Below are 13,813 nucleotides of genomic sequence, written 5' to 3'. Positions count from 1 at the left end.
TACGCGCAACGCACACCATCCAACGATTCGCTCGCTCATGCGCCCACCCCCAGGCAGTCGCGCAGGCGGATGAGCCCGTCGCGCACGCGGGTCTTGATCGTGCCCAGCGGCACGCCGAGCACCTCGGCGACCTGCGGGTAAGTGAAGCCGCGGTAGTACGCCAGCGTCAACGACTCGCGCTGCAGTTCGGTCAGCACGCGCATGCACCGCCGCACCTGCTCGCGTTCCAGCCGGCCCTCGACCTGCTCCGCGACCTCGTCGAACACCGGGGCGTGGGCGGCGGCCGCGGCCTGCCGGTCGCGGTCGGCGGCGGCCTGCGCGGCGCGGACCCGGTCCACCGCGCGGCGGTGCGCGATGGTCAGCACCCACGGCATCACCGCGCCGCGTTCGGCCCGGTAGCGGGCGGCGGTGCGCCACACCTCGAACAGCACCTCCTGGGCGACCTCCTCGGACTGCGCCGGGTCCCGCAGGACGCGGCGCACCAGGCCCAGCACCGGCCCGGCGACCGCGTCGTACAGGTGCGAGAACGCGTCCTGGTCCCCGCGCGCGACCCGCGCGACCAGCTCCCCGAGATCCGGTCCCGGCCGTCCCGGCCCGGACAGGTGCACGACGGCGCTCATCCGGCCGCGCCCCGGTGACGGCGGGCGGGCGGCGAGCCCAACGGGCGGACGGCAGGCATGGTGGACCTCCCAGGGGCCCCACCGGAGACGGGCCCGGCAGGGCGGAGCGGAACGGACTGGCACCCGTCCTTCGAGGCTGGCACGCGACCGGATTGGCCCGCATCCGAGGGCGCCGCCGCCTGTGCGGGGTTGTACGGAATTCGTGACTCCACACGCCGCTTCGGCCAGCCTTGAGGCGGAACACCACGGGCGCGACCGGGGCCGGCCGAGGCGACCCGCCGCCCGCGCCAAGTCCCGCGGCGCGACCGTGAGTTCCCGATGCGAGAAGCACGGACCGACCACTCCCATGCCGAAGGAGCCCCTGTGAAACTCCGCCTCGCCGCGTCGGCCGGGGTGCTGGCGCTCACTGCGACCGCCACCCTGTTCGCCGCCGGAACCGCCTCGGCCGACAACGGCGGCTGCCGGGCCCCGTACTACGCCGACGGCGTGCTGACCCAGTCCTGCATCAGCTCGGAGGGCGGACGCAACATCCGGGCCGCCGCCTACACCATGGACCAGGTGCACAACACCATCGACCTGTGCGTCAAGATCGTCGACGGGGCCGGGAACCAGTACGGCGGCACGGCGTGCAGCCGGCAGGACGCCTACTACGGCTCGGTGAACGGCTACCTGACCACGGTGCCTCCGGGCAGGTACTACGCCGTGGCGTGGTTCACCGCCCCTGGTTACTACTACGCCGGCGAGTCCCCCGCGATCGACGTCTCCTGAGCAACGGGACGTCCCCCGAGCACGGGCACCGGCATCCACGGGGGTGACGTCGGCGCCCGCCCGGCCCGCCCTGCGCCGCTGCCCGGCGCGGGGCGGGCCCATGTTCATCCGTTCGGGTGATCGATGGGCCACGGCGTGTGATGCGTACGCGTCGGGGAAGGGACGGGGACGTCCCAACGTGCCCGCCCTGGGCGGGACTTCCGATGATGCCCTGATGGAGACGAACCCATGACCGACAGCCAGACCGTCACGTCCTCAGCCATCCGAGGCGGGAGCCCGGACTCGGCAGTCGACCGCGTCGCCGACTTCTACGGCGCCTACATCGACGCCGTGTCCGACGGCACGGACGACCTGTCCGACGAACTCCGCGCCCACTACCTCACCGAGGACTTCCGCCGGCGCCTGGCCGCCTGGGAGGAGGCCAACCACGCCGACGGCGTCCTGCGCGCCCAGGACGTCCCCACCCGCTGGGAGGTCCGCTACCACGACTCCGGCGCCGACCACCTGTTCACGACGGTCACCCTCACCTGGGGCACCGGCCCGGACGCCGACCACACCCGGCTGGCCGTGCAGAGCGACCTGAGCACCAAGCTGATCTCGGACATCGAGGACGCACCGGCGGGTTCCTGAACGACGCCCCGGGCAGTCCTGGTCTCCGAGCCACGGCCGGCCGGGTGTGCGGCACGCGTCCGGCCCGTAAGCGGCCAGCTCACGGGCCGGACTTCGGTCACGTGGTGTGGGGGCCCCGGGCCGGGCCCGGGGTGTCGACGGACTCCCGCGCGTCCGGGCGGCGCCCTGCCGCGTCCCCCACGGATATACGCGGCAGGGCGTACGGATGCTCGTCCCGCAGGTAGCCGATGAGGTGCTCGCGCAGGGCGCAGCGGAGCGCGAACGCGTCGTCGGCGTCGGCCGCCGTCGCCAGCGCGCGGACGACGATCGTGGTGGGGGTGGTGTCGACCACCTGCAGGGCGCTGCCCTGGCCGTCCCACAGGTCGCTCTTGGCCAGGAAGTCGTCGAACTCCTGCCGCAGCAGCCCCACCGGGGTGTGGTGGTCGAGGTGGAGCAGCGCCGTGCCGGTGATCCGGCTGGAGCGGCGGGACCAGTTCTCGAACGGGCGGCCGACGAAGTAGGACATCGGCATCACCAGCCGTCGCTGGTCCCAGGTCTCGATCACCACGGCCGTCAGCGTGATCTCCTCCACCTTCCCCCACTCCCCGGCCACCACGACGACGTCCCCGATGCGCGCCAGGTCGCCGAAGGCCATCTGCACCCCGGCGAAGACGTTGGCGAGCGTGCTCTGCGCCGCCACGCCCGCCGCCACGCCGACCAGGCCGGCGGAGGCCAGCAGGCTCGTGCCGACGCCGCGGACCTCCGGGAAGGTCATCAGGACGGCACCCAGCGTCGCGACGGCGACGATCGCCTGGCAGATCCGGCCGAGCAGGCCGACCTGGGTCCGGGCGCGCCCGGCCCACACCGGGTCGCGCCGGTGGACGGCGATCCTGAGGGCGCCCTCGGCGACGAGCGCGACGAGGCGGCCGCACAGCCATCCGCCGGAGGCGATCGCGAGGATCACCGCCAGGTGCCGCAGCCCGGCGCGGGCGGCGGGCGGCGCGGCGATCCACGGTTGCGCGGCGGCGAGCACGAGGCACGCCGACAGCGCCAGGACCGGCCGGCGGCAGCGGCGCACCGGGAGCGGCACGCCGGCCGGGCCTCCGGGGACCGCCAGCCGCCGCGCCACCGCCTGCGCCACCCGGTCGAGGCCATAGGTGACGACGGCGGCGACGACGCCGGCGACGCCGAGGCGGAGCAGGCTCCACCACATGTGCCGGTCTCCTTTCCGCGGCTTTCCGCGGCGACGGGTTCGAGCGGGCCGAACGGCTGGTTCAGTCGGGCGGCTCGGGCGGTTCCGGGTGGCCCGGCTGCGGCCCGGCCGGTTCGGGCGGGGGCCACAGGGGGTCCGGATCCGGGAGCGGGTCGGGCGGGGGCTCGGGTGTGCCCGGCGACGGCGGAGGGTCGGGCACCAGGGGCGGGCCGGGCGGCCGGCTCGGATCCGGCGGCGCCAGGGGCTCCGGCGGGAGCGGTTGTGGTGGCGGGAGGCCGGGCTCGGCGGGGGTGAAGGCCATGGGTGACGTCTCCTCTCCAGCGGGGGGACCGATCGATTCGGTGCGGTCAGGCGGCGAGCAGGTCCTTCAGCTCCTGGTCCCAGTCGATCCGGGTGTGTTCGAGCCCGGGCGGCACTATCCGGGCGGTGGCGGCCAGGAACCGGGCGACGGCGTCGGCGGAGGCGACGAGCAGGGCGACGCCCTCGTCGTCGGCGAGCGCGATCAGCACGTAGGCGTCGTCGAACGGGGCCACGTGGACGTCGCCCTCCCCCGCGGGCCCGTGGAGGCCGGCGACGAGCAGGTCGCGCGAGAGCGTCCACGCGGCGTCCGGCTGGAAGTCCGCGAAGTCCAGCGCCACCGCGTGCGGTTCGTCGGACCGGTAGGACCAGCCGACCTCCAGGAGCCGGCTGCGTTCGTCGCCGGTCATCAGTCGCATGGTGATCCGGGCGGCAAGACGTTCCATGGGCGTTTCCCCTTTCCCGGGTTCCTCGGGCCGGGACGACCGCCGGCTGTCCCGGCCCGTGTGTGTGGTGTCCGGCGGTCCGGCGCGTCCGCCGTGACCGCTCGGCTGCCCCGGTTGCCGCGGTTCATGCCACCGGATCGGAGAACCGCCCGGGACACCCGAGGATCCGCCGCCGAGAATCCGCCGCCGAAGATCCGCTGTCGAGTGATCCGCAGTCCCCGGCCGTTCACGCGATCCTCACACCGGCCACCGGCATGGATCCGGACTCGGCGGGTACCCGGGGACGGACCGTACGCCGAGGGGAAAGGACCGACATGGCCACGACCAGTGACGAACTCCTCCACCGCGCGACAGGCCGGGCTCCGGACGAGGCCCCGGCGGTCGGGGCGCCCAGAGACCCTCGCGCCGCCACCCCCGCGCTGGACTCCCCCGCAGTGGACGCCCCCGGGCTCGACGGCATCCCCGGGCTGGACGGCATCGACGACCCCCGGCACGTCGCGCCCGCCGACGCGCGCGAGCTGACGCGGGTGCTGCTGGTCCGGCTGGCGGCGCTGGAGGAGGGCACCCGCGAGTACTCCTACGTGCGCACCACGCTGATCGAGCTCAACCTGTCGCTGGTCCGGTTCGCGATCCGCCGCGTGGGCAACCACCAGGAGCCCGTCGAAGACCTCGTGCAGGTCGGCTCGGTCGGCCTGATCAAGGCGATCGACCGCTTCGACCCCGACCACGGCGCGGAGTTCACCACCTTCGCCCTGCCGACCATCCTCGGCGAGATCCGCCGCCACTTCCGCGACGCCACCTGGGCCGTCCACGTGCCGCGTCGCCTCCAGGAGCTGCGCATCACCCTCGCGAAGTCCCGCGACGAGCTGTTCCAGCGCCTGGGCCGGGCGCCGACGGTGCCCGAGATCGCCGCACACCTCGACCTGTCGGAGGAGGAGGTGATCGAGGGTCTCGCCGCCGCCAACGGCCACACCGCGGGCTCCCTGGACGCCCCCGCCACCGAGGGGCGGCAGGAGCCGAACCCGCTCACCCAGCGCCTCGGCGAGGAGGACCCGCGGTTCGCCACCGTCGAGGACCTGATCGTCCTCAAGCCCCTCATCGCCGCCCTGCCGGAGCGCGACCGGCTCATCCTGTCGATGCGCTTCGGCGAGGACCTCACCCAGTCCCAGATCGGCGCCCGCCTCGGTCTGTCCCAGATGCACGTCTCCCGGCTCCTCACCCGCCTGTTGAAGAGGCTCCACGCGGACCTCACCGCCCCGTAAGCCGGCCCCGCACTCCCGCACTCCCGCACTCCCGCGACGCCGCGCACGCCACCCACGGCCTTGGCCGCCCCCGGGTGGCGTGCGTACGCTCGTGGAGCACACCCGTGGAGGGGAAGCACGACGATGCCCGCAGAGCAGACGATGCCAGCAGAGAACGAGCCCGCGACCGTGCCGACCACCGCGTTCCCCGACCCCTTCCAGGCGAGCTCCCGACCCCGGCCCGACCTGGTCGTGCACACCCGGCACACCGACACCCGGGCGGCCGTCTGCGCGCTGGCGGGCGACCTCGACATCGAGGGCCTGGAGCCCGCCAGGAACGCGCTCCACGACCTGGTGGCCCGGCGCCCGCCGCTGCTCGTCGTCGACCTCGGGCTCGTCGACTTCTGCGACTCCTCCGGCCTGAACCTGCTGTTGCGGACCCGCGTGGCGGCGATCGCCGCGGACGTCGGGTTCCGCCTCGCGGCGCCGTCCGCCACCGTGCTGCGGCTGCTCGAACTGACCTGCGCCGACAGCGTCTTCTCGCTCCACCCGTCCGTGGACGCGGCGCTCGCCGCACCGCTCTGACCGGCGGCGCGAATCCCGCCCCGAGCCCGGCGCGGTCGAATCCGGTCGACGGCGCGCATGATCCGCCCACGGCCGGGAATCCGAGCAGACGAAGCACGACAAGCACGACCAAATACAACGAAGCGCACCCAAGTACGACCAAGCATGACGAATCGCGACCAAACGCACTGAAACAGACGAAACGGACCACGACGCCGAAGCCGAAGGGGACCCCGCACATGACGACCAGCCGGGCAACCCTCGATGACGACCGGCCGGGCACCGGCCCCATCCTGCCGCCCGGCGGACAGCGCCGCCGCCTGCACCTGGCCGGGCAGCCGAAGCCCGTCGCCCGCGCCCGGGCGTACGCCGCGCAGGCCGTCGCCGACTGGTCGTGGCCAGCGGGCGGCTCCGGCGCGGACGACATCGTCCTCCTCGTCGCCGAGCTGGTCGCCAACGCCCTGCTGCACGCCGGCGGCCCGGAGGACCTCGTCCTCGACGCCTCCCCGGCCCGTCTGCGCATCGAGGTCACCGACCGCTCGACCGCCCTGCCCGAACCGCGCCTGCCCCACCGCCCGGGCGTGCCGGGCGGGCACGGCCTCTTCATCGTCCGGAACGCCGCTACCCGCTGGGGCGCCCAGCCGCACCCCGGGGGCAAGACGGTCTGGGCCGAGCTCGACGCCGCTCCGCCGCGGTGAGGTCGTAGCCGTCGCCGTGCGGCACAACTACCGCGCGCTGAAGCACTAGTGACCCGAGCACCGCCCTGTCAAGGCGGCGGGAAGGATCCGTCAAAGTATCCGCCGCGGACGCCCCGCCCGGCGCGTCGAACGCTCCGACCCGCTAGCCTGGACCGCTTGTTCCCCCCGCGTTTCCCGCGGTCCCCGAGATCCCTCCGAGGAGCACAGCGCCGTGTCCGACAGCTTCGCGCACCTGCACGTCCACACCGAGTACTCGATGCTGGACGGGGCGGCGAAGAACGGCAAGCTGTTCGCCGAGGCGGAGAGACAGGGCATGCCCGCCATCGCGATGAGCGACCACGGCAACATGTTCGGCGCGTACGAGTTCTTCCACGCCGCCGCGAAGACCGGGGTGAAGCCGATCATCGGCATCGAGGCGTACGTCGCCCCGGCCTCGCGCTTCCACAAGAAGCAGGTCTTCTGGGCGCCGGGCGGCCAGCGCCCCTCCGGCGCCGACGGCGAGGGCGGCAAGGACGTCTCCGGCGGCGGCCGCTACACCCACATGACCATGTGGGCGCAGAACGCGACCGGCCTGCGGAACCTCTTCAAGCTCTCCTCGCTCGCGTCGATGGAGGGCTACTACATGAAGCCCCGCATGGACCGCGAGCTGATCGCCGCCAACGCGGGCGGCATCATCGCCACCACCGGCTGCCCCTCCGGCGAGGTGCAGACCCGGCTGCGCCTCGGCCAGTACGACGAGGCGGTCAAGGCGGCCGGCGCCTACCAGGACATCTTCGGCAAGGAGAACTACTTCCTGGAGCTGATGGACCACGGCCTCGACATCGAGAAGGACGTCCGCGAGGACCTCCTGCGCCTGGCCAAGCAGCTGAACATCCCGCTGCTCGCCACCAACGACTCGCACTACGTGACCGCCGACCAGGCCGACGCCCACGACAGCCTGCTCTGCGTCGGCGTGGGCAAGAACAAGGACGACCCGAACCGGTTCAAGTTCCAGGGCACCGGCTACTACGTCAAGACCGCCGAGGAGATGCGCGAGCTCTTCCGCGAACTGCCGGAGGCCTGCGACAACACCCTCGCGATCGCCGAGCGCGTCGAGTCGTACGAGGAGGTCTTCACCTACGTCGACCGGATGCCCCAGTTCGACGTGCCCGAGGGCGAGACCCAGGCCTCCTACCTGCGCAAGAAGATCGAGATCGGGCTGCAGCACCGGTACGGCGACAGCCCCAGCCAGGAGGTGCTGGACCGCATCGAGCTGGAGATGGGCGTGATCACCCCGATGGGGTTCGACGCCTACTTCCTCGTGGTCGCCGACATCTGCCAGTACGGCCGGGACAACGGCATCCCGGTCGGCCCCGGCCGAGGCTCGGCGGCCGGCTCGATGGTCGCCTACCTGACCGGCATCACCCAGCTGGACCCGCTGGAGCACGACCTCCTCTTCGAGCGGTTCCTCAACCCCGAGCGCATCAACCCCCCGGACGTCGACATCGACTTCGACGACCGCCAGCGCGACCAGATGGTCCGCTACGTCACCGAGAAGTACGGCGCCGCCTACACGGCCCAGGTGAACACCTTCGGCACGATCAAGGCCAAGGCGGCCGTGAAGGACGCCAACCGCATCCTCGGCTACCCGTTCTCCATGGGCGACCGGATCACCAAGGCGATGCCGCCGGACGTCATGGGCAAGGGCGTGCCGCTGGCCGACCTGTTCGACGAGAAGCACGCCCGGTACAACGAGGGCACCGAGATCCGGGCGCTGTACCAGAACGAGCCGGACGTCAAGAAGATCATCGACACCGGCCGGGGCATCGAGGGCCTCATCCGCGGCACCGGCGTGCACGCCGCGGCCGTCATCCTCTCCTCGACCCCGCTGCTCGACCTGATCCCGCTGCACATGCGGGACAAGGACGGCGTGATCATCACCGGCTTCGACTACCCGTCGTGCGAAGCCATGGGCCTGATCAAGATGGACTTCCTGGGTCTGCGGAACCTGGGCATCATCGACCACTGCATCAAGATCGTGAAGGCCAACCGGGGCATCGACGTCGACATCGAGAAGATCCCGATCGACGACCCCACCACCTACCAGCTGCTGGCCCGCGGCGACACCCTGGGCGTGTTCCAGCTCGACGGCGGTCCCATGCGCGCCCTGCTCAAGCTGATGAAGCCCACCGAGTTCGCCGACATCTCCGCCGTGTCCGCGCTCTACCGGCCCGGCCCGATGGGCATGAACTCGCACACCAACTACGCGCTGCGCAAGAACGCCCAGCAGGAGATCATCCCGATCCACCCCGAGCTGGAGGAACCGCTCAAGGACGTCCTCGGCCCCACCTACGGCCTGATCGTCTACCAGGAGCAGGTCCAGCGAGCCGCCCAGGTGCTGGCCGGCTACTCGCTCGGACAGGCAGACCTGCTGCGCCGCGCGATGGGCAAGAAGAAGAAGGAGGTGCTGGAGAAGGAGTTCGTGCCCTTCCACGCGGGCTGCAAGGAGCGCGGCTACTCCGACGAGGCCATCCAGGCCGTGTGGGACGTCCTGGTCCCGTTCGCCGGCTACGCGTTCAACAAATCGCACTCCGCCGCGTACGGCCTGGTCTCGTACCAGACCGCCTACCTGAAGGCCAACTACCCGGCCGAGTACATGGCCGCGCTGCTCACGTCCGTCGCCGACGACAAGGACAAGATGGCGGTCTACCTGGCCGAGTGCCGGCAGATGGGCATCAAGATCCTCTCCCCCGACGTCAACGAGTCGGTGGTCGACTTCACCGCCGTCGGCAGCGACGTCCGCTTCGGCCTCAAGGCCGTGCGCAACGTCGGCGTGCCGGTCATCGAGTCCCTGGTGCGCACCCGCGCGGAGAACGGCAAGTACACCTCGTTCCCCGACTTCCTGGACAAGGTCGAGCTGGTCGTCTGCAACAAGCGCACCGTCGACTCCCTGGTCAAGGCGGGCGCCTTCGACTCCCTCGGCCACACCCGGCTCTCGCTCAGCAGCGTCCACGAGACCGCGATCGACGCCGTCACCGGGGTGAAGAAGCAGCAGGCCATCGGCCAGGACGACCTGTTCGGCGCGATGGACACCGGCGACGGCGACGGCCCGGGCATCGGGCTGGACTTCCAGCTCACCGACCAGGAGTGGCCCCGCCGCCAACTCCTCGCCCTGGAACGCGAGATGCTCGGCCTGTACGTCTCCAGCCACCCGCTGGACGGCGCCGAGCACATCCTCTCCCAGAACCGCGACACCTCGATCGCCGAACTCCTCGGCTCCGGCCGCTCCGAGGGCGAGGTCCGCCTCTCCGGCCTGATCACCGGCGTGGACCGGCGCATCAACAAGGCGGGCAACGCCTGGGCGATCATCACCCTCGCCGACCGCGACGGCTCGGTCGAGGTGCTGTTCTTCCCGGCGACCTACAACCTCATGGCCGACCAGATGATCGAGGACAACGTGATCTCGGTCCGCGGCCGCCTCAACGAGCGCGACGGGTCGCTCAGCATCTTCGGCCAGGAGATCAGCACGCTCGACGTCTCCTCCGCCGAACTCGGCACCAAGCCGCCGGTCCAGATCACCGTCCCGGTCTCCCGGCTCACCCCCCAGGTGGTCGCCGAGCTCAAGCTCGCCCTCCAGGCCCACCCGGGCGACGTCCCGGTCCGCCTGCTGACCACCAACTGGGACAAGAACACCCTCTACGAGCTCGGTTTCCTGGTGAACCCCGACAACGGCCTCGCCTCGGACGTCAAGACCCTCCTCGGCAACCGCGCCTGGGCGGGCGCGGCCGTGCGGGCCTGAGCCCGGTCGCCTGAGGTCGCCTCCGGTCGTCCGGCCGGAGGCGACCTCATCGTCGCGGGGTGGCGCCGTCACCAGGAGGTGGCGTCGTCCAGCGACTGCTGCCAGTAGGTGACCTTGAGGGAGTCGTCCACGTAGACGCCCTTCTCCGGCAGCGACGGGTGGGCCCCGGCGCCGACGCTCCCGCTGCCGGAGGGGCCGCGGAAGTAGACGACCAGGGACGTGGCAGTGCGGCCGTTCGAGCCGTTGGTGCCGTCGGTGGAGGACAGGTCGACGGACGCGTAGCCGGACTCGCCGGGCTTCAGCGTAACGACGGCCTGCGGCTTCGACTCGGCGATGACCGGGGGCACGGACTGGTCCTCGCCGAACCGCACGGCCGGGTAGCCGTGGAGGTAGCAGGTGCCGGGGCCGGTGTTGGTCACCGTGAGCAGCAGGTGGTTCACCGGGCGGTTGAGCGGGGCGGCGACCGTCTTGGTGTTGGCGGCCTGGCAGGTGGTCGGGGCGGCGGGCGCGGAAGGCGCGGCAGGCGCGGAGGTCATCGGCGCGGGGGTCTTCGGAACGGCGGCCGGGGTCTTGCCGGCCGCGCCGACGGACGTGGGGGCCGCCGGCGAGGCGGGTGCGGTGGCCCTGAGCGACGGGCCGGTGGACGTCGCGATGTCCCCGATGTCCCCGTTGTCGTTGCACGCGGCCAGCGAGAGGGCGGCGACCACGACGGTCGCGGCGACGGTGATCGGACGGGTGCGGGAGGTACGGACGGACATGAGGTCGCGCCCCTTTCGGCCTTCGGTCGGACGGTGCGTCCATCGGATGACCGAAGCCTGCGGAACCATCCGTCCCAGCCACCACGTCTGACGGGGCGATAGGTAGGGTGGAACGGCGAACCGGGCTCTGACCAGCGCGACTTGGACGAGCCTGGAACGCCGGAACGGGACGCGGGGGGATCGGAGGGGACGGGTGTCGGAGGGCACGGGGAGCGCGGAGGCGGAGGAGTTCGCGCGGTTGCTGAGCGGACTCAAGACCCGCTCGGGACTGAGTTACGGAACGCTGGCCAAGCGCCTGCACACGAGCACGTCGACGCTGCACCGCTATTGCAACGGCACGGCACTGCCCAACGAGTACACGCCGGCGGAACGCTTCGCACGGGTCTGCCGGGCGACGCCGGAGGAGCTCGTGGAGCTGCACCGGAGCTGGATCCTGGCGGACGCGGCGCGGGCTCGTCGGAGTGCCCCGACCGCACCTCCCGAGGCCCACGCGGAGCCGGCCGTCGACGAGCCGGCCGTCGAGGAGCCTGCCGTCGAGGCGGCGGCGGAGTCCGCTCCGCCACGGCGCCGCCGGAACGCGCTGATCGCCTCCGCCGCGGCCGTCGCCGTGGTGGCCGCCGCAGTGATCGTCGTGCGCCCCGCGATCTGGGGTGCCGGCAGCGATGCGGACGGACGGCAGGAGACCGGCGCGACGGTGTCGGCTGGTCCGGCGGGTACGGCTACGGCTACGGCGGATACGGCCACCGCACCGGAATCGCCCCTTCCCCTCCCCGCCGCCTCCACCGCCGCGGCCGCCGTCACGCCCGCGCCGCCGAGCCCCACCCCCACCGCCGACGCGCCGGCGCCGCTCACCGTCGGCATCCGCCCGTACGTCTACGCCGACCCGTGCAGCCAGCACTTCCTCGTCAACAGCGCGCCCGCCCAGGTCGGCCCGCCGGCCACCGAGCGCGACGCCCCGCGCTGGGCCGCCGCCTACGGCGCGGTCTCCTCCCGCGAACAGCAGGTCGCCCTCACCGTCCAGGGCACCGGAGCGGACACGGTCGTCCTGGAGGCGCTGCACGTGCGGATCACGGCCAAGGGCGCACCGCTCGCGTGGAACGACTACTCGATGGGGGTCGGCTGCGGCGGCGAGGTCGGGACCAAGTCCTTCGACGTCGACCTCGACCGGGGCAGTCCCGTGCTCACCGTCAAGGGCGGCCAGCGCGCATTCCCGTACAAGGTGAGCGCGTCCGACCCCGAGGTCTTCTACGTCACCGCGCACACCAAGGCGCACGACGTCCGCTGGGACCTGACGCTGGACTGGTCCAGCGGCGGCCGCCGCGGCACCGTCCGCATCGACAACGGCGGCACCCCCTTCCGCACCAGCGCCGACGTCAACCGCCCCGGCTACGACTACCCGCTGGGCTACACCGACTGGATCAAGCGGCGGCTGGACGGCTAGAACCAACGCCGTGTAGATAGGGCCTCGGACGGCTGCGTCAAGTTGCCTGAAATGGGACGGAGCTCCTGCTAGAACCGTGTCGACCAAGATCACTGTTCGCTAGGAGCTCCGTGGGTGCTCAGTCTGTCATCTCTCGTGAGGTTGTGGTTGCCGCGGGGGCGTTTGCGCCCAACCATCTCGGTGAGTTGACCCGGATTGTCCCGTTCGAGATGGTTGACGAGGCGCTGGTGCAGACCGGCAGGGTTCAGGCGCGGGTCCGGGATCTGCCGTCTCGGGTGGTGGTGTATCTGCTGCTGGCCGGGTGCCTGTTCCCCGGGCTGGGCTGGCGGCAGGTGTGGCAGCGGCTGACGGCCGGCCTGGACGGTCTGCCGGTCGCCGACCCGACCGGCGGCGCTTTCGCGCAGGCCCGCAAACGGGTCGGCGCCGAGCCGCTGCGCTGGCTGTTCGACGTGCTGCGCGGCCCGGCCGCGGGAATCGGCACCACCGGGGCGTGGTGGCGGGGGCTGCTGGTCTGCGCGATCGACGGCACGACGATCGCGGTGCCCGACAGCCCGGCGAACCTGACCGAATACACCAAGCACCGCTGCAACAACGGCGGTTCGGGGTATCCGGCGCTGCGACTGCTGGTACTGGTGTCCTGCGGCACCCGCACCGTCCTGGACGCGGTGTTCGGGCCGACCACGGACGGGGAGACCAGCTACGCGCCGCGCCTGCTCCGCAGCCTGCGCGAGGGCGTGATCGTGCTGCTGGACCGCAACTTCGCCGCGCAGACCCTGGCGAGCGCCATCGCCGCCACCGGCGCACAGGTGCTGGTCCGGGTGAAGAACGGCCGCCGGCTGCCAGTTCTTCGCCGCTGCGGTGACGGCTCGTACCTGTCCAGGCTCGGCACCGTCGCGGTTCGGGTCATCGACTGCGAGATCACCATCGCCACGGCCACCGGTCGCCGCACCGGCCTCTACCGGCTGGTGACCACCCTGACCGACCACCGGACCCATCCCGCCGCGGAACTGATCACGCTGTACCACCAGCGATGGGAGATCGAGACTGCCTACCTGGAGATCAAGTCCACCATCCTGGGCGGCCGGGTCCTGCGCGCCCGCACCCCCGCCGGCCAGGAGATCTACGCGCTGCTGGTCACCTACCAGGTCCTGCGTCTGGCCATGGCCGACGCCACCGGCGCCCGGCCGGACACCGACCCCGACCGGGCCAGCTTCACCATCGCCCTGAACACCGCCCGCGACCTGGTCATCCAGGCCGCGGGCGTCATCGCGGACACCGTCATCGACCTAGGTTCTGTACGGCGGATCATCGTCGGAGCCAGAGTCGGATTGATGCGACGGTGACGGTGCCGTGGAAGACGTAGGCGCGCTTGTCGTATCT

11 protein-coding genes and 1 pseudogene are annotated in these 13,813 nt (G+C 72.0%); 8 read left to right on the top strand and 4 right to left on the bottom strand.

What is annotated here, in order from left to right:
• Positions 1-35: 35 nt before the first annotated feature.
• Positions 36-620, bottom strand: coding sequence for an ECF RNA polymerase sigma factor SigK (sigK, locus tag ACFVU9_RS24155; RefSeq protein ID WP_387596498.1), 585 nt, complete (start codon positions 618-620; stop codon positions 36-38).
• A 363-nt stretch (positions 621-983) separates the two neighbouring features.
• On the opposite strand from sigK, the gene ACFVU9_RS24150 reads away from it, so the two are divergent.
• Positions 984-1,388 carry a hypothetical protein gene (locus ACFVU9_RS24150; RefSeq protein WP_380446081.1) on the top strand — a complete coding sequence of 135 codons (405 nt, stop codon included), beginning with the start codon at positions 984-986 and terminating at the stop codon, positions 1,386-1,388.
• A gap of 228 nt (positions 1,389-1,616) precedes the next feature.
• On the top strand, positions 1,617-2,018 hold the full coding sequence (locus ACFVU9_RS24145; protein WP_387596496.1) for a hypothetical protein: 402 nt from the start codon (positions 1,617-1,619) through the stop codon (positions 2,016-2,018).
• A gap of 97 nt (positions 2,019-2,115) precedes the next feature.
• Here the strand turns inward: ACFVU9_RS24145 and ACFVU9_RS24140 are convergent, their stop codons facing one another.
• Positions 2,116-3,210 (bottom strand): mechanosensitive ion channel family protein, encoded by a 1,095-nt coding sequence (locus tag ACFVU9_RS24140; protein WP_387596493.1) that lies wholly within the window; start codon positions 3,208-3,210, stop codon positions 2,116-2,118.
• A gap of 347 nt (positions 3,211-3,557) precedes the next feature.
• Positions 3,558-3,953 (bottom strand): SsgA family sporulation/cell division regulator, encoded by a 396-nt coding sequence (locus tag ACFVU9_RS24135; RefSeq protein ID WP_387596490.1) that lies wholly within the window; start codon positions 3,951-3,953, stop codon positions 3,558-3,560.
• 314 nt (positions 3,954-4,267) lie between these two features.
• Here ACFVU9_RS24135 and ACFVU9_RS24130 point away from each other — a divergent pair, with 314 nt between their 5' ends.
• The 4 genes from ACFVU9_RS24130 to dnaE all read left to right on the top strand — a co-directional run bounded on the left by ACFVU9_RS24130 (position 4,268) and on the right by dnaE (position 10,234).
• Positions 4,268-5,215: a SigB/SigF/SigG family RNA polymerase sigma factor gene (locus ACFVU9_RS24130; protein WP_387596488.1), complete on the top strand. Its 948-nt coding sequence runs from the start codon at positions 4,268-4,270 to the stop codon at positions 5,213-5,215.
• A 123-nt stretch (positions 5,216-5,338) separates the two neighbouring features.
• Complete coding sequence (locus ACFVU9_RS24125) at positions 5,339-5,779, top strand: STAS domain-containing protein (RefSeq protein ID WP_387596485.1); 441 nt, start codon at positions 5,339-5,341, stop codon at positions 5,777-5,779.
• Positions 5,780-5,997: 218 nt separating this feature from the next.
• Positions 5,998-6,456 (top strand): ATP-binding protein, encoded by a 459-nt coding sequence (locus tag ACFVU9_RS24120; RefSeq protein WP_387596482.1) that lies wholly within the window; start codon positions 5,998-6,000, stop codon positions 6,454-6,456.
• A gap of 211 nt (positions 6,457-6,667) precedes the next feature.
• Complete coding sequence (gene dnaE / locus ACFVU9_RS24115) at positions 6,668-10,234, top strand: DNA polymerase III subunit alpha (RefSeq protein WP_380499468.1); 3,567 nt, start codon at positions 6,668-6,670, stop codon at positions 10,232-10,234.
• 68 nt (positions 10,235-10,302) lie between these two features.
• Here the strand turns inward: dnaE and ACFVU9_RS24110 are convergent, their stop codons facing one another.
• Positions 10,303-10,992, bottom strand: a complete 690-nt coding sequence (locus tag ACFVU9_RS24110; protein ID WP_387596478.1) for a DUF4232 domain-containing protein — start codon at positions 10,990-10,992, stop codon at positions 10,303-10,305.
• Between the two features lie 193 nt (positions 10,993-11,185).
• On the opposite strand from ACFVU9_RS24110, the gene ACFVU9_RS24105 reads away from it, so the two are divergent.
• Positions 11,186-12,433, top strand: coding sequence for a helix-turn-helix domain-containing protein (locus ACFVU9_RS24105; RefSeq protein WP_387596474.1), 1,248 nt, complete (start codon positions 11,186-11,188; stop codon positions 12,431-12,433).
• Between the two features lie 110 nt (positions 12,434-12,543).
• A pseudogene (locus ACFVU9_RS24100) lies at positions 12,544-13,584 on the top strand (IS4 family transposase); the annotation flags it as partial.
• Positions 13,585-13,813: the final 229 nt, after the last annotated feature.

Source organism: Kitasatospora sp. NPDC057936, from assembly GCF_042887525.1.
Lineage (GTDB): Bacteria > Actinomycetota > Actinomycetes > Streptomycetales > Streptomycetaceae > Kitasatospora.
This window is presented reverse-complemented; position numbering and strand designations above follow the sequence as displayed.